19 protein-coding genes and 1 pseudogene are annotated in these 21,620 nt (G+C 72.9%); 15 read left to right on the forward strand and 5 right to left on the reverse strand.

Translation table 11 applies throughout. From position 1 onward, the window contains the following. Position 1: 1 nt before the first annotated feature. On the reverse strand, positions 2-454 hold the full coding sequence (locus QTQ03_RS10795; RefSeq protein WP_289277882.1) for an SRPBCC family protein: 453 nt from the start codon (positions 452-454) through the stop codon (positions 2-4). A gap of 126 nt (positions 455-580) precedes the next feature. Between QTQ03_RS10795 and QTQ03_RS10800 the strand changes: the two genes are divergently transcribed. The 5 genes from QTQ03_RS10800 to QTQ03_RS10820 all read left to right on the forward strand — a co-directional run bounded on the left by QTQ03_RS10800 (position 581) and on the right by QTQ03_RS10820 (position 7,592). Beyond that, on the forward strand, positions 581-2,377 hold the full coding sequence (locus tag QTQ03_RS10800; RefSeq protein ID WP_289277883.1) for an AMP-dependent synthetase/ligase: 1,797 nt from the start codon (positions 581-583) through the stop codon (positions 2,375-2,377). A 14-nt stretch (positions 2,378-2,391) separates the two neighbouring features. After that, positions 2,392-4,083 carry a histidine kinase gene (locus QTQ03_RS10805; protein ID WP_289277884.1) on the forward strand — a complete coding sequence of 564 codons (1,692 nt, stop codon included), beginning with the start codon at positions 2,392-2,394 and terminating at the stop codon, positions 4,081-4,083. 7 nt (positions 4,084-4,090) lie between these two features. Beyond that, positions 4,091-4,759, forward strand: a complete 669-nt coding sequence (locus tag QTQ03_RS10810) for a response regulator transcription factor (RefSeq protein ID WP_289277885.1) — start codon at positions 4,091-4,093, stop codon at positions 4,757-4,759. A gap of 189 nt (positions 4,760-4,948) precedes the next feature. Continuing rightward, a complete protein-coding gene (locus QTQ03_RS10815) occupies positions 4,949-5,758 on the forward strand; it encodes an SAM-dependent methyltransferase (RefSeq protein WP_289277886.1) in 810 nt (269 codons plus the stop codon). Positions 5,759-5,939: 181 nt separating this feature from the next. Continuing rightward, the gene (locus tag QTQ03_RS10820; RefSeq protein ID WP_289280767.1) at positions 5,940-7,592 is read left to right on the forward strand and encodes a putative bifunctional diguanylate cyclase/phosphodiesterase; all 1,653 of its coding nucleotides are present in this window, start codon (positions 5,940-5,942) and stop codon (positions 7,590-7,592) included. A 15-nt stretch (positions 7,593-7,607) separates the two neighbouring features. Here the strand turns inward: QTQ03_RS10820 and QTQ03_RS10825 are convergent, their stop codons facing one another. Continuing rightward, positions 7,608-8,732, reverse strand: a complete 1,125-nt coding sequence (locus QTQ03_RS10825; RefSeq protein ID WP_289277887.1) for a glycosyltransferase family 4 protein — start codon at positions 8,730-8,732, stop codon at positions 7,608-7,610. A gap of 52 nt (positions 8,733-8,784) precedes the next feature. Next, positions 8,785-10,044 (reverse strand): M48 family metallopeptidase, encoded by a 1,260-nt coding sequence (locus QTQ03_RS10830; RefSeq protein WP_289277888.1) that lies wholly within the window; start codon positions 10,042-10,044, stop codon positions 8,785-8,787. Positions 10,045-10,282: 238 nt separating this feature from the next. Between QTQ03_RS10830 and QTQ03_RS10835 the strand changes: the two genes are divergently transcribed. From QTQ03_RS10835 to QTQ03_RS30320, 5 genes are read left to right on the forward strand one after another with little or no spacing between them, the layout of a single operon-like run. After that, entirely contained in the window at positions 10,283-10,813 is a 531-nt protein-coding gene (locus QTQ03_RS10835; protein ID WP_289277889.1) for a toxin-antitoxin system HicB family antitoxin, read from the forward strand. 54 nt (positions 10,814-10,867) lie between these two features. Next, positions 10,868-11,716, forward strand: a complete 849-nt coding sequence (locus tag QTQ03_RS10840) for a DUF4097 family beta strand repeat-containing protein (RefSeq protein WP_289277890.1) — start codon at positions 10,868-10,870, stop codon at positions 11,714-11,716. Positions 11,717-11,744: 28 nt separating this feature from the next. Beyond that, positions 11,745-12,698, forward strand: coding sequence for an ATP-binding cassette domain-containing protein (locus tag QTQ03_RS10845; RefSeq protein ID WP_289277891.1), 954 nt, complete (start codon positions 11,745-11,747; stop codon positions 12,696-12,698). Then, positions 12,695-13,165, forward strand: a complete 471-nt coding sequence (locus QTQ03_RS30315; protein ID WP_353890584.1) for an ABC transporter permease — start codon at positions 12,695-12,697, stop codon at positions 13,163-13,165. The genes QTQ03_RS10845 and QTQ03_RS30315 overlap by 4 nt, the downstream gene beginning before the upstream one ends. Then, positions 13,162-13,485 carry an ABC transporter permease gene (locus QTQ03_RS30320; protein ID WP_353890585.1) on the forward strand — a complete coding sequence of 108 codons (324 nt, stop codon included), beginning with the start codon at positions 13,162-13,164 and terminating at the stop codon, positions 13,483-13,485. The genes QTQ03_RS30315 and QTQ03_RS30320 overlap by 4 nt, the downstream gene beginning before the upstream one ends. Before the next feature lie 133 nt (positions 13,486-13,618). On the opposite strand, the pseudogene QTQ03_RS10855 reads toward QTQ03_RS30320, so the two are convergent. Further along, positions 13,619-15,120, reverse strand: a pseudogene (locus QTQ03_RS10855) (NYN domain-containing protein). Positions 15,121-15,283: 163 nt separating this feature from the next. Here QTQ03_RS10855 and QTQ03_RS10860 point away from each other — a divergent pair. The 5 genes from QTQ03_RS10860 (at position 15,284) to QTQ03_RS10880 (ending at position 20,750) form a co-directional block, all read left to right on the forward strand. Beyond that, a complete protein-coding gene (locus QTQ03_RS10860) occupies positions 15,284-17,050 on the forward strand; it encodes a DEDD exonuclease domain-containing protein (protein ID WP_289277892.1) in 1,767 nt (588 codons plus the stop codon). 121 nt (positions 17,051-17,171) lie between these two features. Further along, positions 17,172-18,956: a RelA/SpoT family protein gene (locus tag QTQ03_RS10865; RefSeq protein ID WP_289277893.1), complete on the forward strand. Its 1,785-nt coding sequence runs from the start codon at positions 17,172-17,174 to the stop codon at positions 18,954-18,956. A gap of 53 nt (positions 18,957-19,009) precedes the next feature. Further along, positions 19,010-19,552, forward strand: a complete 543-nt coding sequence (locus tag QTQ03_RS10870; RefSeq protein WP_289277894.1) for an NUDIX hydrolase — start codon at positions 19,010-19,012, stop codon at positions 19,550-19,552. Then, positions 19,549-20,466, forward strand: a complete 918-nt coding sequence (locus QTQ03_RS10875) for a nucleotidyltransferase family protein (RefSeq protein WP_289277895.1) — start codon at positions 19,549-19,551, stop codon at positions 20,464-20,466. Before QTQ03_RS10870 ends, QTQ03_RS10875 begins: the two co-directional genes overlap by 4 nt. Continuing rightward, positions 20,463-20,750 carry an Lrp/AsnC family transcriptional regulator gene (locus QTQ03_RS10880; protein ID WP_289277896.1) on the forward strand — a complete coding sequence of 96 codons (288 nt, stop codon included), beginning with the start codon at positions 20,463-20,465 and terminating at the stop codon, positions 20,748-20,750. Before QTQ03_RS10875 ends, QTQ03_RS10880 begins: the two co-directional genes overlap by 4 nt. 86 nt (positions 20,751-20,836) lie before the next feature. Here the strand turns inward: QTQ03_RS10880 and QTQ03_RS10885 are convergent, their stop codons facing one another. After that, complete coding sequence (locus tag QTQ03_RS10885) at positions 20,837-21,511, reverse strand: DUF4142 domain-containing protein (RefSeq protein WP_289277897.1); 675 nt, start codon at positions 21,509-21,511, stop codon at positions 20,837-20,839. Positions 21,512-21,620: the final 109 nt, after the last annotated feature.

The raw sequence follows: 21,620 nt of genomic DNA on the forward strand, positions 1-21,620 counted from the left end.
GTCACTGCGCCGCACCGAGGGCTTCTACCCGGCGCTTGAGCTGCTTCAACGCGGCGTCCATGATCATTTTTTCGGCTTTGCGGCGGAACATCCCGAGCATTCCGACCGACAGCTCGACCTCCAGCGTGTAGGTCACCGTGGTCGTGCCATCGGCGTTACCCACGAGATCGTACGAGCCGCGCTGGGACCGCTGCATCTTCGACGGCGCCACCAGGTGCCACTCGATGCGGGTTAGGCCCGCCGCGTACTCGTAGGCCAGCACATACTCGTCGACCAGCACGCTCGCGTCGATGGTGAACCGCACCTGGCTGGCGTAGCCGTTGTCGAACTCCTCGACCTCCACCCGCTGCACCGCGTCCGTCCACTCGGGGTAACGGGGAAAGTCGCAGATGACCGCAGCCACCCGCTCCGGTGGCGCACCGATGATGATCGACTGGGTGGAGGAGTCCGCCATGGGGGGAGGTTACCGGCCCGCGACCGAACCTGCCCGTGCCACCCTCCCGGCTGGCCGGGTAGGTTTCGACAGAGCCGACCCGAGGTGGCGGCCGGCCCGGCCCGCGAGAGCACGAGGAGAGTGCAGGTGCGCGAGTTCTCCGTCCCGCCGATCGTCACCGTCGGCGACTCGGCCAACCTCACCGACCCGGTCTGGGACAACGCCGAGGTCGCCCCGGACGCTGTGCAGTTCGTCCGCCCTGGCCCCGACGGCGCCCGAACCGAGGTGACCTGCCGACAGTTCCGTGACGAGGTGGTGGCGGTGGCCCGAGGCCTGGTCGCTGCCGGCGTGCAGCCAGGAGCCCGGGTCGCCCTGATGAGCCGGACGCGCTACGAGTGGACGCTGTTCGATTACGCCATCTGGACCGCCGGCGCCGTCACCGTGCCGATCTACGAGACGTCCAGCGCTGAGCAGGCCGCCTGGATCCTCTCCGACTCGGGCGCCACCGCCGCGCTGGTGGAGACCGACGCGCACGCCGCGCTGGTCGCCGGGGTCCGGGACCGGGCGCCCGAGCTGGAGAACGTGTGGCAGATCGACCTCGGCGCGGTGAACGAGCTGGTCGCGGCGGGCGCCGCGGTCGACCCGGCGGAGATCGAGCGGCGCCGCGCGGCGGCGCGCTCAACCGACCTCGCCACCATCATCTACACCAGCGGCACCACCGGTCGACCGAAGGGGTGCGTGCTCACCCACCGCAACATGTACGCCGACGTCACCAACGCGGTACCGGTCCTGCCGAACCTGTTCGGCGAGGGTGCCTCCACCCTGCTGTTCCTGCCGCTGGCGCACGCCTTCGCCCGGCTCATCCAGGTCGGTGTGGTGCAGGCCCGCGCCCCCATGGCGCACTGCGCGGACACGAAGAACCTGGTCACCGAACTCCAGGAGTTCCGCCCCACGTTCGTGCTGTCCGTGCCGCGGGTCTTCGAGAAGGTCTACAACTCCGCCAAGCAGAAGGCCGAGGCCGACGGCAAGGGCAGGATCTTCGCCCGCGCCGAGGCGGTCGCCATCGCGTACAGCGAGGCCCTGGAGACCTCGGACGGCCCGGGCCTGCTGCTACGCGCACAGCACGCGCTCTTCGACAAGCTCGTCTACCGCAAACTCCGCGCGGCGCTCGGCGGCCGGTGCCACAGCGCCATCTCCGGCGGCGCGCCGCTCGGCGCCCGGCTGGGGCACTTCTTCCGTGGCGTCGGCGTGGCCATCTGCGAGGGCTACGGGCTGACCGAGACGTCTCCCGCGGCCGCCGCCAACCTGCCCGGCGCCACCCGGGTCGGCACCGTCGGCCGGCCGCTACCCGGCGTCACCATCCGGATCGACGACGACGGGGAGGTCCTCATCGCCGGCGACATCGTCTTCTCCGGCTACTGGCGCAACGAGACCGCCACCGCGGAGGCGCTGGCCGACGGCTGGTTCCACACCGGCGACCTGGGACAGCTGGACAACGACGGCTACCTGAGCATCACCGGCCGCAAGAAGGAGATCATCGTTACCGCCGGCGGTAAGAACGTCGCCCCGGCGGTGCTGGAGGACCAGGTCCGGGCACACCCGTTGGTCAGCCAGTGCGTCGTGGTCGGTGACCGGCAGCCGTTCATCGCCGCGCTGGTCACCGTCGACGAGGAGGCGCTGCCGGGGTGGCTTGGGTCGGCCGACATGCCGACGGACACCCCGGTCGAGCGGCTACGCGAGCACGACGCGCTACGAGCCGAGATCCAGGGCGCGATCGACGTCGCCAACCAGGCGGTCTCCAAGGCCGAGGCGATCAAGGTCTTCGTGATCCTGCCCCGGGACTTCACCGAGGCGACCGGGGAACTGACCCCGTCGCTCAAGGTCAAGCGGCAGGTCGTACACAAGACGTACGCTGCGGAGATCGCCGAGATCTACCGCGGCTGACTACGATCCGTCACGTGCCCGCCTCCACACCTGCCCTGTCGCACCCGCACCCCCTCGCCACCGCGGCGCGGGTGGTCATGCTGGCGCTGGTCGCGGTCCTGACCCTGTTCGCGACACGCGACATCACGCAGCTGTGGTGGATCGCGCTGCTGGCGGTGGCGGGCCTGCCGGCGTCGCTGACGCCGACGCACCGCCTGCTCGGGCCGCTCAGCCGGGTGGCTGAGGTGGTCGTGCTCGGGTTGGCCGCGAGCCAGGTCGGCGCGGTGGCCATGCTCGGCGGCAAGATCGGCGGGCTGGGCGCCTCCGCGGTGCTGCCGTACCTGGCGGTGCCGGTCACCGTCACCGCGCTGCGTCGGCGGTTCCGTGAGGGCGGCGGGTTGCTCGCGATCACCGCGGTCACCCTGCTCGTGGCGGGCGCGCTGACCGAGGTCGACGGCGAGCGGCAGCTCACCCAGATCGGCTACCTCGCCGTCTGCGCTCAGTGGCTGATCCTCGCCGCCCTCGGTCTCTACGCGGCGGGCACGCTGCACCGGATGATGCTGGCGCGCGGCGACGGCACGCCCCAACCGTACGCCGAGGCGACCCGGCTGCTCACCCAGCTCCGCACGGTGGCCCGGCAACTGCCGGGTGCCACCCTCGACCCGGGCGGCATCTCGGAGCACCTGCTGGAGGAGCTGCGCGCGGTGGCTCGCGCGGACCGGGCGGCGGTGCTGTCGGCCAGTGCCGGCGGCCGGCTGGTGGTGCTGGTCCAGTCGTGCGTCGACCGGATGGACTGGGAGACGACGCTGGACGCGGATTCGGCCATCGCCGACGCGTGGGCCAGCCAACAGCCGCAGACCGCGGCCCGCTCCCAGACCCGCTCGCAGCCCGACGGCGACGTGTCGGCGCTGATCGTCCCGCTGGTCGCCGGGGTGCGCACGGTGGGGCTGGTGGTGCTGGAGGCGGACGCCGCGCAGGCGTACCCGCCCGACGTCGTGTCCCGGGTGACGGGGCTGACCAGCCCGGCGGCGCTGCGGTTGGAGGCGGCGCTGCTCTTCGACGAGGTACGGTCGTTGGCCACCAACGAGGAGCGGCAGCGGCTGGCCCGGGAGATCCACGACGGGGTGGCCCAGGAGCTGGTGATGGTCGGCTACGGCATCGACAATGCCCTGGCCACGGTGCACGACGACGCCGAGGAGACCGCCGAGAGCCTGCGCACGCTACGCCAGGAGGTGACCCGGGTGATCACCGAGCTGCGGCTGAGCCTGTTCGAGCTGCGCAGCGAGGTGGACCGGCACGGCGGCCTGGCCGCCGCGATCGCCGAGTACGCCCGCACCGTCGGTGCCTCCGGCGGGCTGCGGGTGCACCTGTCGCTGGACGAGTCGACCGCGCGGTTGCCCGCCGCCACGGAGGCCGAGCTGCTGCGCATCGCGCAGGAGGCGGTGACCAACGCGCGCAAGCACGCCGGCGCTTCGAACCTCTGGGTCACCTGTGCGGTGGACCCCCCGTACGCCCAGATCGAAGTGTCGGATGACGGTCACGGGATGGGTGAGCAGCGCTCAGACGGGCACTACGGTCTTGCGATCATGGCGGAGAGGGCGGAACGTATCCGGGGCCGGTTGGAGATCAGGCCGCGACAGCCGAGCGGTACGACCGTGGCGGTGGTACTGGGTTCGTCGCCTCGGCGCGATAACCTGCATGGCAGCGCAGCAGCAGAAGGGGAGTAACCCGAGGATGACCATCAGCCCGACACCGGCCGCCCGCACCAAGGTCCTCCTTGTCGACGACCACGACCTGATCCGTAAGGGTCTCCGGCACGCCTTCGAGCGCGACCGACAGTTCGAGGTCGTCGGCGAGGCCGCGACGGCGGCCGAGGGCGTCCGCCAGGCCGGCGCGCTCCAGCCGGATGTGGTGATCATGGATCTGCGGCTGCCCGACGGCAGCGGCCTGGAGGCCACCCGGGCGCTGCGGAAAGCCAGCGCCACCATGGGCATCGTCGTGCTGACCATGTACGCCGGGGACGACCAGCTCTTCGGCGCGCTGGAGGCGGGTGCGAGCGCCTTCGTGCCGAAGACCGCCCCGGCCGACGAGGTGGTCGCGGCGGCCCGGCACGCCGCCTCCTCCCCCAGCGCCTTCACCGCCGCCGACCTCGCCGAGGCGATGAAGCGCCGGCTGGCGCCCTCCGGCCCGCAGCTCTCCCCTCGCGAGGGTCAGGTGCTGCGGCTACTCGCCGACGGCATGAGCGTCGCCGGCATCGCCAAGCAGCTCTTCGTCAGCGAGTCCACCGCCAAGACCCACATCTCCAAGCTCTACGAGAAGCTGGGCGCCGCCAACCGCGCCCAGGCGCTGATGACGGCGCTGCGGCTCGGCCTACTCGAGGCGCCGGACGCGCCGAAGTTCTGACCCTGCCGCGGCGACGCACCGCTGCCGGGCCCACGCCCGTCCACCCGACGGGCGTGGGCCGCTTCATCGAGTCTCGTATTCTTCATCGAGTCTCGTATTCGACCCCGCACGGCCGCACACGCTATGGTCTCCCCCGGCGGAGGGGCGGTCCGCGGGCGGCGCGGCCCGCGCTCGGTGAAGAGGTGAGGCATGGGACGGCCGAACTGGGCACCCGACGACATCGACATCGAACGTCCCAGCGTGGCCCGCATGTACGACTACTACCTCGGCGGCTCCCACAACTTCGCGGTGGACCGCGCGGCGGCGCAGGCCATGGTGACGGCGGTGCCCGAGGCGCCGCTGATGGCCCAGGCAAACCGAGCGTTTCTGCGGCGGGCCGTGCAGTTTCTGGTCGACGCCGGCGTCCGGCAGTTCCTCGACATCGGCTCAGGCATCCCCACGGTGGGCAACGTGCACGAGATCGCCCAGCGCCACGCCCCCGACTCCCGGGTGGTGTATGTCGACATCGACCCGGTGGCCGTTGCGCACAGTCAGGAAATTCTCGCCGGCAACGACCGGACGACGGTGGTGCAGGAGGATCTGCGCCACCCCGAGCGCATCCTCGGCCATCCCGAGGTACGGCGGCTGCTCGACCTCGACCGGCCGGTCGCCGTGCTCGTCGTCGCGGTTCTGCACTTCGTCGCCGCCGACGACCGGCCGGGCGAGCTGCTGCGGACGCTGCGCGACGCCGTCGCCCCCGGAAGCTGGCTGGTGTTGTCGCAGGCCAGCGCCGACGGACGCGACGACGACGAGCGGGCCGAGGCGGAGGCCATCTACCGACGCACCGACAACCCGCTGTGGCTGCGCAGCCGCGCCGAGTTGACCGCCCTCTTCGACGGCTTCGAGTTGGTGGAGCCAGGTGTCGTCTGGGTGCCGCAATGGCGCCCGGAGTTCTCGGAGAACACCGAGGACGCCGAGCAGTCGGGGTTCATCGGCGGCGTGGGACGGTCCGGTGGCTGAGCCGCCCGGAGCGGCGCCCGGCCTCAGCGGTCGCACCGGGGCCGGCAGGGCAGCTCGGACCGCGACGGACCTCCGGACACCACCCCGGCCGGAGCCGGATGCCGACGCCGCATCCCGATCCGGCGCGCTGACCTTCGCCCACGCTTGGGCGAAAGCGGTCACCGGGACGAGCTACCTGCCGATGGCGCAGGCCCAGCTCGAGGGGTTGCTGTGCCGCCTCACCGGGGAACTGGCGGCGGCGCTGCGCGCCGAGCCCTTCGACCTGCGCGCCGGTCAGCGGGTGGGTGCGGAGCTGGTGGCCGCGCACATCGCATCCGCCGAAGGGCTCGGGCGCACCGTCGAGGTCATCCAGCTGCGGCTGGTGCGCGACCTGGGGCTGGTCACCGAGGACGCGGAGGATCGGATGGCCCGGCTTCTCGCCGCGGTGACCACCGGGTACGCGCGAGCGTTGCGTGACCGCACCCTGGACGAACAGGAGTCGATCCGGCGGGCCGCGTTGACCGCGCGGGTGCAGGCGGAGCGGGCGCTGCGGGCCAGCGAGGCCCGCTTCCGGCACCAGGCCACCCACGACCCCCTCACCGACCTGCCGAACCGGACACTGTTCACCGAGCGGCTCGCCACGGCCGTCAACGCCCCCGGCCGAGGCGTCGACCGTGTCGGGCTCTGCTTCCTCGATTTGGACCGGTTCAAGCGGGTCAACGACTCGCACGGGCACCAGGTCGGCGACGTTGTGCTCACCACTGTGGCCGAGCGCCTGCGGACAGCCCTCGACAGCCACCTGGTCGCCCGTCTCGGCGGTGACGCGTTCGTCGTCCTGGTCGAGGGCACCGGCGGCACCCGGGACGTGATCGCGGTCGCCGAGGCGGCCCTGGCTGCCGTGCGTGAACCGGCCGTGGTGGCGGAGCAGGAAGTGGCCGTCACGGCGAGCATCGGGATCGTGGAGCGGCCGGTCGCCGACACCTCTCCGGGGGAGTTGATGCGGGCGGCCGACTGCACCATGCACTGGGCCAAGGCGGCCGGTGGTGGGCGCTGGGAGCTGTACGACGCCGACCGCCACCACCGACAACTGGACCGGCAGGCGCTGTCGGCGGCGATCCCGGTCGCGCTGGACCGGGGCGAGTTCTACCTCGACTACCAACCGCTGACCTCGCTGCGCGACGGCCGTGTGCTCGGGGCGGAGGCGCTGGTGCGCTGGCGGCACCCGGAGCTGGGCGTGCTGCGCCCCGACCGCTTCATCGACCTGGCCGAGGAGACGGGCCTGATCGTGCCGCTCGGCTACTGGGTGCTCGCCGAAGCGTGCCGGGCGGCGGGAAGCTGGCCGGCGACCGGCGGGGCACCGTTCGTGAGCGTCAACCTGGCCGTCCGGCAGGTGCACCGCCCCGGGCTGGTCCAGGAGGTCCGCGCCCTGCTGCGGCGCACCGGGCTGCCGCCGGAGCGTCTCCAGCTGGAAATCACCGAGAGCACCATGATGAGCACCGCCGAGGAACCCGTCCGGGCGCTGCGGGCCCTCGCGGACCTCGGCGTCCGGATCGCGATCGACGACTTCGGCACCGGCTACAGCAACCTGGCGTACCTGCGGGCCCTGCCGGTGACCGAGCTGAAGGTGGCCGGGGAGTTCGTGGCCGGTCTGCGTACCCGCCAGGCCCAGGCCGACGAACGGATCCTCGCCAGCCTGGTGTCGCTGGCGCACGCGCTGGATCTGACCGTCACCGCCGAGGGCGTGGAGACGGCCGGGCAGGCCGAGCGGCTACGCGCGATCGGCTGCGACGCCGGGCAGGGCTGGCACTTCGGCCGCCCCGAACCCGCCGACCGGATCCGGGCCCGACTTCGCTGACCGCCGCCCGTCGGGTCAACCCGCGAGGAGGGCGGCCATCCGCCGGGCCTGGTGCTCCCAGCGCCACTCCCGCTCGACCCAGGCGCGGCCCGCCGCGCCGAACTGCCGGGCCAGGTCCCGGTCGGCGAGCAGCGTCGCCACCCGGTCGGCGAGCTGGGCCACGTCCCGCCCGCGGACCACGAAGCCCGTCTCCCCGTCCCGGACCGCGTCGGGCGCGCCGCCCGAGTCACCGGCGACCACGGGCAGACCGGTCGCCGAGGCCTCCAGGTAGACGATGCCGAGCCCTTCCACGTCCAGGCCACGGTTGCGGGTGCGACAGGGCATCGCGTACACGTCACCGGCCGCGTAGTGGGCGGGCAGCTCGACCGCCGGCACCGTGCCGGTGAACACCACATCCCGTTCGACCCCGGCCTGCCGGGCCAGCTTCTCCAACGCCGCTCGGTACGGGCCGCCGCCCACGACGAGCAGCGCGGCGTCCGGGACGCGGCGGCGGATCTCCGGCAAGGCCCGGATCAGCATGTCCTGCCCCTTGCGCGGCACCAGCCGGGACACACAGACCACCACCGGGCGGTCGGCCACGCCGAGCCGCGCGCGCACCGGCTCCCCGTCGACCGACGGATGGTAGGCGTCCACGTCGACCCCGGGCGCGAGGCGGCGTAACTCGGTGACCCCGTGCAACGCCCGCTCCAGCCGGATCCGGGTGTACTCCCCCAGGTAGGTCGTCACGTCGACGCCCCGCCCGATGCGGCGCAACGCCGTCCGGGCTCCGGGCAGCGCAGCCCAGCCGACCTCGTGGCCGTGGGTCTGCGCCACGACCCGCCGGATTCCGGCCCGCCGACGTAGTCCCGCGGCGAGCAGCCCGAGCGGGGCCGCGGCGCCGAACCACACGGTGTCGCAGTCGTACGACCGGGCCAGCCGCGCCGCCCGCCGGGCCACCGGCGGGGTGGGCAGGAGCACCCGGGTCCGTTCGCGCACCACCTCGAAGGGCTGGTCGGCGTCGAACGTCTCGGCGCCCCGCCAGTTGGAGGCGTAGACCACCACCGAGCCCGGGGGCTGGCGGACGGCGAGGTTGTGCACGAAGGACTGGATGCCACCGGGACGGGGCGGGAAGTCGTTCGTGACCAGCAACGTCCTGCTCATGCCGGCCCCACCATGCCCAACGGTGACAGGTCGCTTGCTCGCTGACGCTCGCTCATGGGCCGGTCTTTCTGGCGTAGGCGCGGGCGGCGGCGATCCGCTCCACGGTCGACGGGTGGGAGGCGGAGTACAGGTACTCCAGGCGGGGTGGATCGGGGTCGGCGAGGTTGATGCCGGCGAGCCGGCGCTGCATCGCCTCGAAGGCGACCGGGTCGCCGGTGAGCGCGAGCGAATGGGCGTCGGCGCGGGCCTCGACCCGCCGCGACATCAGCGCCTGCGCCGGCGTCCAGACCAGCCCGGCCACCGTCACCAGCGCCATCAGCAGCGGGAACGCGCGGGGCTGGGCAACCGAGTCGACGCCGGCCAATCGCAGCAGCGGGCCGGAGGAGCCGAGCAGGTAGAGCGCCACGACCGCCGCCGCCGCGCCCAGCGCGCCGGTGAACGTGCCGACCGCCACGTCCCGGTCCTTCGCGTGGCCCAGCTCGTGTGCCACCACCGCGGTCACCTCGGCCGGGGTGGCTTCCCGGAGCAGGGTGTCGTACACGACGATCCGCCGGGTCGGCCCGATTCCGGAGACGTACGCGTTGACCGCCCGGGTGCGGCGGGACGCGTCGGCCACCAGCACGTCGCGGACCGGCACCCCGTCGCGGGCCGCCAGCTCTGTCAGCTGGGTACGCAGCGGACCCGGCTCCATCGGGGTGAACCGGTTGAACACGGGCTCCACCAGCACCGGCAGCGCGAACGACAGCAGCACCACCAGGCCGGCCGCGCCGGCCGCGCCCAACGCCCACCACCAGCGCGGTGCCAGCCGGATCACGGTGTAGAAGCCGAGCAGCGCCACCGCCCCGATGACGGCGCTGACGGCGTACGACTTGAGCAGGTCGACCGTCCAACCGCCCCAGCCGTTGGTGGCCAGCCCGTAGCGGGTCAGCACGACGTGCCGCCACGCGGCGAACGGCAGGGTGACCAGATCGGCGACGAGCACCACGGCGAGCCCGCCGAGCACCGCCTGCGCGGCCCAGTGCCCGCCGAAGGGGCGCCCGGCCAGCTCGACCAGGCGGCTGCCCAGCGGGGTGAGGCCGAGGGCGAGCGCCACCAGCAACCCGACGCCGAGGACGGCCCAACCGGCGGGCCGAAGCGCGGCGCGGAACTCGCGGCCCCGCGCCACCTGATCGACCGGCAGGTCCCGCAGGGCGGCGAGCTGGTCGGCGCGGGGGGCCGGCGGACGCTGCCACGGGATCAGCAGGGCTGCGGCGACCGCCAGCGCGACGACCAGCCCGGCCAGTGTCAGCGCCGCCCAACCGCGTGGGCTCACCGGGCCGCCTCCCGGCCCGGGGCGCCGGCCACCGCGACGGGCCCGCCGGCACCGCACCGCTCTCGCGTCATAGGCGTTCCTCCCGTCGTGAGCGCCCATCGTAGTGGTCCGCCCGAGGCGGCGCCGGGGTGCCCACGAGGTGTGGCCACACCTTGACCCGTCTTGCGGGGGCGTCGTCGTCGCGGTGTCCACCCATCCTGAGCCACACTGAGCCAATCTGCCTTTCCTTTGTGCCACTATGGCTCTATCATGGCACCATGAACCTCAACCCGTATGTCGAACTGCTCCGGCGGGAACTGGCCGTCGCCGCGGCGGCCGGGGGGACGAGGCGCGGGCGCTCGCCGAGCGCCTCACCGCTCCCCTCGAATCGGCGATCCGGCTCACCCTGCTGGAGGCACTGTCCGCAGCCAGCGCAGAGATCACCCGCGACCTCGCCCCCGGCTCGGTCCACCTGCGCCTCACCGGGCGGGACCCGGACTTCGTGGTGACGTCTCCACCGATCGAGCAGCCACCGGCAGCCGACCAGATGACAGACGCCCCCACGCCCCCGATCGACGAGACCACCACGCCCGGCGACAAGGGCGCGACATCCCGGATCAACCTCCGCCTGCCCGAGGACCTCAAGTCCCGGGTCGAGGAGGCCGCCGCCCGCGAGCGGCTCTCGGTCAACTCCTGGCTCGTCCGGGCCGCCGCCGCCGCGCTCGGGCCCGGCGCCACCAGCACCCGCGCCGCCAGCACCGGCCAACGCTTCACCGGCTGGGTGCACTGACCCCCGACCGCAGCCACCCCATCCCTGGACCAGAATCGACCCGAAGGATCAGAAATGCCGACCTTTGCCACCTCCCACCCGATATCCGTCACGGTCAGTCTCGGTTTCGTCGTCGGCAACGTACGGATCAGAGCCAGCGATCGCACCGATACCGTCATCGACGTACGACCGATCGACGAATCCAGCAAAGCCGACCTGAAGGTCGCCGAACAAACCCGCGTCGAGTACGCGGACGGTGCGCTGACCGTCGCGGCAACAAAGCAACTCAGCTCTGTGTTCGGCCGGACCGGCGGGATCGACGTCACGATCGAACTGCCGTCCGGCTCCCAGGTGCGGGGCAATACCGGCATGGGCGAACTCGACTGCGACGGCCGGCTCGGCGAGTGCCAGTTCAAGACCGGCTTCGGACAGATCCGGCTCGACCGATCCGGCGTGGTGAGACTGAGTAGCGGCAGCGGGGACGTCCTGGTGACGCATGCCGACGGCGATGTCGAGGTCACCACCGGCAGCGGCGCCATTCGCATCGACCGGGTCGACGGACCAGCGAAGCTCAAGAACTCCAACGGCGACAGCTGGATCGGTACGGTCACCGGCGAGCTACGCGTCAACGCGGCGAACGGCAACATCACCGTCGACCGGGCACATGCCGGCGTCTCCGCGAAGACCGCCAACGGCGGCGTGCGGATCGGCGAGGTCACCCGGGGCGCGGCAACCCTGCAATCCGCGGCCGGCTCCCTCGAGGTCGGCATCAGCGCGGGCACCGCCGCCTGGCTCGACCTCGACACCAAGGCCGGACACGTGCGCAACGACCTTGCCACCGGCCCCGCACCGCAGAACACCGACGAGACCGTCGCAGTCCGGGCCCGCACCTGGGTCGGCGACATCGTCGTTCGCCGGGCCTGACGGGCACACCGCAGAAGAGGAGACAACCATGTCCACGCCCCAACCGGCGATCCGGACCACCGGGCTGCGCAAGTCGTACGGCGAGAAGGTCGTACTCGACGGCATCGACCTGACCGTGCCAGCAGGAACGGTCTTCGCTCTGCTCGGCCCCAACGGCGCCGGCAAGACCACCACCGTGCAGATCCTCTCCACCCTGATCAGCGCCGATGCCGGCGAGATCCGGGTCGCCGGCCACGACCCGGCCCGCGAGCCCGACGCGGTCCGCGCGGCGATCGGCGTGACCGGGCAGTTCTCCGCGGTGGACGGACTGCTGACCGGCGAGGAGAACCTGCTCCTCATGGCCGACCTGCACCACCTGCCACGGCGGGAGGGTCGGCGACGCGCCCAGGGGCTGCTCCGGCTGTTCGACCTGACGGAGGCGGCCGGCAAGCCCGCCACCGCCTACTCCGGCGGGATGCGTCGCCGGCTGGACCTCGCGATGGGCCTGGTTGGTCAGCCCCGGGTGGTCTTCCTCGACGAGCCCACCACCGGCCTCGACCCGCGCAGCCGGCACGCCATGTGGCAGATCGTCCGGGACCTCGTCGCCGACGGCGTGACCATCTTCCTGACCACGCAGTACCTTGAGGAGGCGGATCAGCTCGCCGACCGGATCGCGGTGCTCGACCACGGCCGGCTGGTGGCCGACGGCACCCCGGCCGAGCTCAAGCGTCTCGTCCCCGGCGGACACGTGATCCTGCGTTTCGGCGACGAGGTGGCCTACCGGTCGGCCGTCACTGCCCTCCCGGACGCCACCCGGGACGACGGACAACTCACCCTGCACGTGCCCAGCGACGGCAGCGTCCGGTCGCTACGGTCGCTGCTGGAGCGGCTCGACAGCCTGGCGATCACCGTCGACTCGTTCTCCGTGCACACCCCTGACCTGGACGACGTCTTCCTGGCCCTCACCGGCCAGCCCGAGACGGCGGGGAGCCTGCGCCGATGACCACCATCTCGTACGCCGTCCGTGACTCGACCACCATGTTGCGGCGCAACCTGCGCCGAGTGGTTCGCTATCCGTCCATGACGGTGCTGATCGTCGGCCTGCCCGTGCTGTTCCTGCTGCTCTTCGTCTACGTCTTCGGCGGCACGCTGGGCGCCGGCCTGAGCGGTAGCCCGGGTGGACGCGCCGACTACGTCGATTACGTCACGCCGGGGATCCTGCTGATGACCGTCGGTGTAGCCGCCACCGGCACGGCGGTGTCGGTGGCGATGGACATGACGGAAGGCATCATCGGCCGGTTCCGCACCATGGCCATCGCCCGCGTCTCGGTGCTGACCGGGCACGTCATCGGGGCCATGGTCCAGACCATGCTCAGCGTCGCCGTGGTGCTCGGTGTCGCACTGCTCGTCGGCTTCCGCCCCCGGCGGATCCAGCCGGCTGGTTCGGGGCGGTCGGAGTGTTGGCGATGACCACGTTCGCGCTCGCCTGGCTGTCGGTGGCGTTCGGCCTGGTGTCGCGCAGCGTCGAGACGGCGAGCAACCTGCCCACGCCGCTGACCTTCCTGCCCTGCGTCAGCAGCGGGTTCGTGCCGACGGACTCGATGCCGGCCGGGCTCCGCCAGTTCGCCGAACACCAGCCCTTCACCCCGATCATCGACACCCTGCGCGGCCTGCTCGCCGGCGCCCCGGTGGGCACGGACGCCATGGTCGCCGCCGCCTGGTGTGCCGGTATCGCCCTGGTCGGCTACCTGTGGGCGAAGCGTCTCTACAACCGGGACCCGTCCCGTTGAGCGGACATCCCGCCGCACCGGGCCGGCTACCCGCCGCGACCTGACGGGTGGCCGGCCCGGATCCGCCACCACGCCGGGGGCCGATGCCGGCCGTGTGTCGGTGCCGGCCGGTCGCCAGCCGGCCGTCGGCCGGTCACGCACGGGCCAGGCGGCGCAGCAGCGCGTCGGCCCCGAGCGGGTACGCGCCGTGCCGACGGACACCGTCGGCCACCTCGCGGTCCGAGGAGACCACCACCACCGGGCGGCCCGGCGGCTCGGCCCGAACCAGGCGTCGGATCAGCTCGTCGGCGGTCTCCCCCTTGCGGGAGAAGAGCACCCGGACGCCCCGCGGGTTCGGTGGCAGGCCGTGCATCCGCTCGGCGCCGTCGAAGACCACCGTCACCTCGTCACCGGTCTGCGCGGCGATCCCGCCCAGCCCGGTGATGAGCCGCTTGCGCTGCTGTTCCAGCGACATCTCGCCGAAACCGCGTTTGGTGACGTTGTAGCCGTCCACCAGAAGGTGCGCCCGGGGCAGGGCGAGCAGCTGGTCCAGCCGGGCCGGGTCGTCGGTGTCCCGGGCTCGGGCCGCCGCGCCGGCCGCGGTGGTGCCGGACTGGTCGGCGAAGGCGCCGGCGACGAAGTCGGCCGGCAGCCGATCCACCGGGTCGAGCGCCAGCTCCCGTCGCAGCCCGACGGCGGCCTGCCCGATCGTCTCCAGCAGCAACCACAGCCGGGCGTCGTCGACCGCCCGGGCCTCCTTGGTACTGGCCCGGGCGACCCCCGCCGCCGCCTCGGCCTCGGCCAGCCGGGCCCGGGCCCGACGCCGCTCGGCCTCGGCGTCCGCCGCCGCTCGGGCAGCCCGGCCGCGCTCGGTGGCGAGCAGCTCGGACGCTTTCCGTTCCCGGGCCTGCGTCTCGCGCAGCGACCGCGCGAGCTGCCGCGCCTCCTCGCGGAGCTGCCCGAGCTCGTCCCGGACCCGGGCCAGCTCGTCCCGGAGCTTGTCCGCCTCGACCCGAGCGACCGCGCGGTCGTGCTCGGCACGGGTGGCGCGCTGTTCGGCTTCCCGGACCAGCTCCGCCACGACCGCACTGTCCGCCTCGGCGCGGACCGCCGCGCCGCTGGCCTCGATCAGCTCCCGCCAGCCGCGGGGGCGGGCCAGGTACGCCAACGCGGCCACCTCGACCGGGTCGGCGACGGCCGGCGCGGTGCCCTCGACCACCGCCGCGCCGAGGTCGCCGGCGTCGGCCAGGACCCGGGCGGTGACCCGCTGACGGAACAGCGGATCGCCGGTCAGCTGCGCCGCGATCGCCGGCGCGCCCAGGCGTGCGCGGCGGTTGGGCGCGAACTTGGCCACCCGCCGCAGTGGGACCGGCACCTCGTCGGCGGGCAGGCCAGGCAGCACCGCGGCGGCGAGCGTCACGATCCGCTGGCGGACCGGCTCGGGCAGCACGGGCTCCGGCTCCGGCCCGCCCTCCTCGGCGGGATCCTCCGGCCGGCCATCCGCCTGATGGCCCGGCGGACCGGTGGTCCGGACCGGTGCGCCGGCCGCGACGGGGTCGTCGAGGGTGCCCCCCGTACCCTCGACACCCGCGTCGGGCACGGCGGCGACCGAATCTTCCCCGGGAATTGGTCGTCGTGCGGCTCGGCGAGGGGCATGTGTCAAGTCTCCCACCGCGACCGGTCCCGCCGCCCAGCGAGTGTGCCGATCTCTCCGCACGGCCGGGTTCCGCGCCGCCAAGGGACGCCTGGGAGCTTCCGGGAGTGGCTCGTGGTGCCGGCGGGGCGAGGAGTGTCGGACCAGGCCGCTAGCGTGCCGCCGATGGCCCGACAGGAGTATGTCCAGGAGTCGCTGGCCGGTCTCGATCCGACCGTCGGCGGCGTCGACCCGGAGCTGCCGCTTCACGCGACCACGTTCGTGGTGGTCGACCTGGAGACCACCGGCGGCGCGCCGGGCGGGGGCGGCATCACCGAGATCGGTGCGGTGAAGGTCCGCGGCGGCGAACAGCTGGGGGTGCTCGCCACCCTGGTCAACCCGGGCACGCCGATCCCACCCTTCATCACCGTGCTCACCGGCATCACGCAGGCGATGCTGCTGCCCGCCCCACCGATCGAGCAGGTCCTACCGAGCTTCCTGGAGTTCCTCTCGACCGACGCGGTCTTGGTCGCCCACAACGCTCCGTACGACGTCGGGTTCCTCAAGGCCGCCTGCGCCGCGCACGGCTACCGCTGGCCCGGCCCCCGGGTGCTGGACACCGCCGCACTGGCCCGGCGGGTGCTGACCCGTGACGACGTGCCCAACCGCAAGCTCGGCACCCTCGCGGCGTACTTTCGCACGGCCACCCAGCCGACGCACCGGGCCCTGGACGACGCGAAGGCCACCGTCGACGTGCTGCACGGTCTGATCGCCCGGCTCGGCGGCCACAACGTCCACTGCGTCGGCGAGGCGATCGAGTTCGCCCGCGCGGTCAGCCCGACCCAGCGCCGCAAGCGGCACCTCGCCCACGGGTTGCCGAAGTCCCCTGGCGTCTACATCTTCCGCGGCGCCGACGACCGGCCACTCTACGTCGGCACGTCGGTCGACGTCGCCACCCGGGTACGCAGCTACTTCACCGCGGCGGAGAAGCGGGCTCGCATCTCGGAGATGCTCGCCGCCGCCGAGCGGGTTCAGGCGGTGGAGTGCGCCCACTCACTGGAGGCCGAGGTACGGGAGCTGCGGTTGATCGCTGCGCACGCCCCGCCGTACAACCGGCGGTCGACGTTCCCGGAGCGGGCGGTGTGGCTGAAGCTCACCGACGAGCCGTACCCGCGATTGTCGGTCGTCCGTGCCCTGGCCCCCGGTGACGAGGCTTACCTCGGGCCGTTCACCTCCCGTCGGGCCGCGGAGCTGGCCGCCGCCGGCTTCCACGACGCCGTGCCGCTGCGGCAGTGCACGCACCGGCTCTCGCGGCGCACGGCTACGCCGGCTTGCGCGCTGGCCGAGCTGGGGCGCTGCCCGGCACCCTGCGAGCACCGGATCACGCCGCAGGAGTACGCGGCGCGCGCGGTCACGCCGTTCCGCACCGCCGTCGCCAGCGACCCGCAGGTGGTGGTGGACGCCCTGCTCACCCGGATCGAGGGGCTCGCCCACGCCCAGCGGTACGAGGAGGCAGCCGTGGTGCGGTCCCGGCTGGCCGCGGTGCTCCGCGCCGCGGCGCGTATGCAGCGGCTCGCCGCGCTCACCGGCATCGCCGAGCTGGCCGCGGCCCGCCCGGCCGCGCGTGGGGGCTGGGAGCTGGCGCTGGTCCGGTACGGGCGGCTCGCCGGCGCCGGTGTGTCGCCGCCCGGCGTCCACCCACGACCGACCATCGTCGCGATCCGGACCACCGCGGAGACCGTGCTGCCGGGCGACGGGCCGGTCCCCCGCGCCTCCGCCGAGGAGACCGAACGCATCCTGTCCTGGTTGGAGCGTCCGGAGACCCGACTGGTCGAGATCTCCTCCGGCTGGGCCTCCCCGGTGGCCGGTGCGGGCCGCTTCCGGGACCTGCTGACCAAGGCGGAGAGCGCGGCGTCGCGTCAAACTCTCGACCGAAAGCTCATGACCAAGTGACCGATCGGACGACGCCGACTCGCTTACTCTGTTAGGGAAGTGCAGTCCTGCCCGTTTCATCGGCCTGCTTCCGGTTGCCGGGTCACGGCGGCCGTGGAGCCGGGGTGAGGAGGTGTCCCACGTGGACGTCGACGCCGGACACGGCGCCGCCCTGGGAGGCGCGCTTCCGACCCAGCCGGGTGACCTGCCGCTGACCCGTCGCCTGCGCTCGCTGCTGTCCTGGCCCGTCGCCGAGGCCGAGCCGGTCAGCCGTCTGGTCCGAACGCACCGGAACATCCACTCCGGTACCGATCCGTCGGTGCTACGCCGGGCGTACTCGATCGCCGAGACCATGCACCGCGGGCAGTTCCGCAAGAGCGGCGAGCCGTACATCACCCACCCCCTCGCGGTCGCCCAGATCTGCGCCGACCTCGGTATGGACACGGTGACCCTGGTCGCGGCGCTGCTGCACGACACCGTCGAGGACACCCGCTACACCCTCCAGGCGCTCGCCGACGACTTCGGGCGGGAGGTCGCCCACCTGGTCGACGGCGTGACGAAGTTCGACAAGGCGTTCTACGGCCAGGCGGCCGAGGCGGAGACGATCCGCAAGATGATCATCGCAGCCGGCAAGGACGTCCGAGTGCTGATCATCAAGCTGGCCGACCGCCTGCACAACATGCGGACCCTCGGCGTCCGCTCGGCCGCGTCCCGCGAGCGGATCGCCCGCAAGACGCAGGAGGTGCTGGTCCCGCTCTGCGACCGGCTGGGGATCCAGACCCTCAAGCGTGAACTCGACGACGTGGTGCTGCTGCACCTGGAGCCGGAGGAACACGCCCGCATCGACCGGCACGTGCACGAACGGGCGGGCTGGGACGCGTACCTCGGAGAGGTCGTGGCGCGGGCACGGACGGCGCTGCGCCGCAGCCGGGTGGACGCCGAGGTGACTCCCCGTCCACGCCACCTGTACTCGATCTGGAAGGACACCGTCTCGGGCGGCCACACCGTGCCGTACGACCTGCCCCGCATCGCGGTCGTCGTGGACGGTTCCGCCACCGACTGCTACGCGGCCCTGGGCGCGATCCACGGCGTCTGGCGCCCGGTGCCCGGCCGGTTCAAGGACTACATCGCGTCCCCGAAGAACAACCTCTACCGATCTCTGCACACCAGCGTCTGTGGCCCGAGGGACCACACGATCGAGGTGCTGATCCGCACCGCGGAGATGCACCGGTCGGCCGAGTACGGCGTCGCCACGAGCTACCGCTTCCCCCGTGCCGGCGCCGCCGTCCACGCGGAACAGCTGGACTGGCTACGGCGCGTCCTGGACTGGGAGCAGGAGACCGCCGACCCGGCCCAGTTCCTGGAATCGCTGCGCTGCGACCTCGCCGAGGCGCAGATCCAGGTCTTCGCCGACGGGCGGCAGGTGGTGCTACCCGCCGGCGCCACCCCGGTCGACCTGGCGTACGAACTCGACACCGAGTGCGGCGACCACTGTCTGGCCGCCCGGATCAACGGCCGGCTCGCCCCGCTGTCCTCCTGCCTGGCGGAGGGCGACGTGGTAGAGATCTTCACCGAGACGGACGCGGCCAACGGATTCGATGCCGAAGCCGCCCCGCCCGGCCCACGCCGGGAGTGGCTCGGCTTCGTCAAGTCACCACAAGCACAGATGCAGATCAATCGATGGTTTGCCGACCACACCGAGCCGGGCATCTCGATCAGCGACAAGGTCCGGCTCGGTCGCGCCACCATCGGCCTTGCCCTGCGCAGGCACAACCGCGGGCTCGCCAGCGACCTGCCCCTGCTGCGGCTCTCCGAGGAACTGGGCTACCCCGACCTGGAGACGATGCTGGTGGCGGTCTTCGACCGGGTCATCGAACCGGACGCGGTGGTCCAGCAGCTCATCGACCTCGTCGACCACCGGCAGTGAGCGGGTACGCCCCGGGCCGTCCGATGCCTCGTCAGGAGCATTAGCCTGGTCCCATGATCCCCCGCTCGCGCTTCACCGTACGCGCCGTCGCGTACCAGGTCTTCTACCGGCTGCCACTGCCGGTGCGACGCCGCCTGGTCCGGCTGGCCGTGCCGAAGTACATCGTCGGCGCGGTGACCCTGGTGCGTGACGCCGAGGCCGACGGGGCCGGCCGGTTGCTGCTGCTGCGCCAGCCACCGGGCAACGGATGGACGTTGCCGGCGGGCCTGCTGCAGAAGCGGGAGGCGCCGGCGACAGGCGCGGCCCGTGAACTGTACGAGGAGTCCGGCATCCAGCTGTCGCCCCGCGACCTGCGCCCGGCCGTGCCGAACGCGATCATCCACGCCAAGGGCTGGGTCGACGTCGTGTTCACCGCCGAGGTGCCGGCGTCGACCACCGCGCTGAGGGTGGACGGGGCGGAGGTCTTCGAGGCCGCCTGGCACCCGCTGGACGCCCTGCCCCGGCTGACCTGGCCGACGGCGCGCCTGCTCGCCTACTACCACATCGGGCCGCTGGCCGGGCAGTTCCCGCCGCCGGTGCCCGACGTGCGGCCATGACCGCGGTGGGTTGGCCACCACTCTGCGCGGTGGTCCTCGCCGCGGGCGAGGGCACCCGGCTGCGCCCGCTGACCGAGCGGCGGCCCAAGGCGCTCTGCCCGGTCGGGAACGTGCCGCTGCTCGACCTGGTGCTCGACCGGCTGGCCGGGCTCGGCCTGACCGGCCCCCGGCGGGTGGCGGTCAACGCCAGCTACCTCGCCGGGCAGGTAATCCGCCACGTCGGCGCCCGAGCCCAGCTGTCGGTGGAGCCGGACGGCCCGCTCGGCACCGCCGGTGGGGTGGCGAACCTGCGGGGCTGGATCGACGGGCGGGGCGTCCTGGTGGGCAACGCCGATGCGTACCTCGCCGACCCGGCCCGCCGGCCCGGGCCGGACATCGCCGCGCTGCTGGACGGCTGGGATGGCGAGACCGTACGCCTGCTCGGTCAGCCCGCCCCGGATTCGTCGGCGCCGGGCACATTCGCCGGTCACGCGTTCACCGGGTTCTCGCTGCTGCCGTGGCGGCGCGTCCGGGAACTACCGGTCGAGTTCGGCGACCTGGTCCGGTCGGTGTGGCGGCCCGCCGAGGCGGACGGGGAACTGACCGTGGTCCGCTACGCCGGCATGTTCTACGACACCGGCACCCCCGCCGACTACCTCGCCGCCAACCTGCACGCCGTGGGCGGCGGCACGCTGGTCGACCGCACCGCCGTCGTGACCGGCAGGTGCCGGGAGGCGGTCGTGGGCGCGGGCGCGGTGGTGCACGGCGACGTCACCCGCGCCGTGGTCTGGCCCGGCGGCACGGTACACCCGGGCGAACTGCTCCGGGACGCGGTCCGCGCGGGCGCCGACCTCACCGTCGGCATCGGCCAGCCGCCCCGGGCGGAAGCATCTAGCATGAGCGACGACGCCGACGAACGGAGAACCATCCAGTGATCACCGCGATCGTGCTGATCGACTGCGCCACCGACTCGATCCCCGAGGTGGCCGAGGCCCTGGCCGCGCTGCCCGGCGTCAGCGAGGTCTACTCGGTCGCCGGGCACGTCGACCTGATCGCCATGGTCCGGGTGCGCGACTTCGAACAGATCGCCCCGGTCATCGCCGGGAGCATCTCCAAGGTGCCGGGCGTGCTGAACACCGAGTCACACATCGCGTTCCGCGCGCACTCCCAGCACGACCTGGAGGCGACCTTCGCGATCGGCCTCGCGAACGCGGACTGACCACCGCGCCCCGGGGCTGAGCGCGGGCACGCGACGGCCGGCCCACCCTGACCTGGACCGGCCGTCGTGCTACCTGCCGCTCGGCGTCAGCTCACGCCTGGAGCCGGCTGCTGGGTGGTGCCGCCCGGAGCCGGCTGCTGGGTGGTGCCGCCCGGAGCTGGCTGCTCGGTGGTGCCGCTGGGAGCCGGGACGGTCGCACCCGGGCTCGCCGTGCCGGTGCCGGTCGCCTGCGGGACCGGGATGCCCAGCTCGTTGGCCAGCTGCACCAGCTCGTCGTAGTGCGTCTGCAGGATCGGCAGCGCGGTCTGCGCCAACTGGATCACCGTCTGGTCGGAGCCCTGCGAGATTTCCGTCTGGGTGGCCTGGATGGCCTGGACGTGGCCGCTCAGCTCACTGGTCACCCAGAGCCGGTCGAACTCCGCGCCGCTGGCGTTGTTGAGCTGATCGATCACGTCCTGCTGGTCCGTGGTGGGCGCGCTCGGCAGCTCGACACCGAGCTGCGTGGCGACCTCCTGGACCGACTGGTCCAGCTGGGTGTGGTCCGTCACGAACATCTGACCCAGGTTCTTGACCTGTTGGTTCTGGCCCTTCTGCTGGGCCAGCTCACCGGTGGTGATCTCGAAAAGGTTCACCTGGTGGATCGCCTGCAGGTACTGGCTGTCCTGCTGTGACGGCTGCACCGCGGCCTGGGCGGCCGCGGCGGGCGCGATGCCGACCAGCACCAGCGCGGCCAGCAGGCCCAGGCGTCTGATTCCCAACATGCTTCCCCCCCCTTGAGACGTTGGACCGCACGGATACCCGGCTGGCCGGGGTTATTCCTGCGGTTTCGCCCGCGGGCGGCAGGCCGTGGCGCCCGCCGGACGAATCCGG

This window comes from Micromonospora sp. WMMA1363 (assembly GCF_030345795.1).
Taxonomy (GTDB): Bacteria; Actinomycetota; Actinomycetes; order Mycobacteriales; family Micromonosporaceae; genus Micromonospora.

Coding starts and splice junctions, on each gene's coding strand:
- QTQ03_RS10795 (WP_289277882.1), bottom strand. CDS start 454: ATGGCGGACTCCTCCACCCAGTCGATCATCATCGGTGCGCCACCGGAG.
- QTQ03_RS10810 (WP_289277885.1), top strand. CDS start 4,091: ATGACCATCAGCCCGACACCGGCCGCCCGCACCAAGGTCCTCCTTGTC.
- QTQ03_RS10815 (WP_289277886.1), top strand. CDS start 4,949: ATGGGACGGCCGAACTGGGCACCCGACGACATCGACATCGAACGTCCC.
- QTQ03_RS10820 (WP_289280767.1), top strand. CDS start 5,940: ATGGCGCAGGCCCAGCTCGAGGGGTTGCTGTGCCGCCTCACCGGGGAA.
- QTQ03_RS10825 (WP_289277887.1), bottom strand. CDS start 8,732: ATGAGCAGGACGTTGCTGGTCACGAACGACTTCCCGCCCCGTCCCGGT.
- QTQ03_RS10835 (WP_289277889.1), top strand. CDS start 10,283: ATGGCTCTATCATGGCACCATGAACCTCAACCCGTATGTCGAACTGCT.
- QTQ03_RS10840 (WP_289277890.1), top strand. CDS start 10,868: ATGCCGACCTTTGCCACCTCCCACCCGATATCCGTCACGGTCAGTCTC.
- QTQ03_RS10845 (WP_289277891.1), top strand. CDS start 11,745: ATGTCCACGCCCCAACCGGCGATCCGGACCACCGGGCTGCGCAAGTCG.
- QTQ03_RS30315 (WP_353890584.1), top strand. CDS start 12,695: ATGACCACCATCTCGTACGCCGTCCGTGACTCGACCACCATGTTGCGG.
- QTQ03_RS30320 (WP_353890585.1), top strand. CDS start 13,162: ATGACCACGTTCGCGCTCGCCTGGCTGTCGGTGGCGTTCGGCCTGGTG.
- QTQ03_RS10860 (WP_289277892.1), top strand. CDS start 15,284: ATGGCCCGACAGGAGTATGTCCAGGAGTCGCTGGCCGGTCTCGATCCG.
- QTQ03_RS10870 (WP_289277894.1), top strand. CDS start 19,010: ATGATCCCCCGCTCGCGCTTCACCGTACGCGCCGTCGCGTACCAGGTC.
- QTQ03_RS10875 (WP_289277895.1), top strand. CDS start 19,549: ATGACCGCGGTGGGTTGGCCACCACTCTGCGCGGTGGTCCTCGCCGCG.
- QTQ03_RS10885 (WP_289277897.1), bottom strand. CDS start 21,511: ATGTTGGGAATCAGACGCCTGGGCCTGCTGGCCGCGCTGGTGCTGGTC.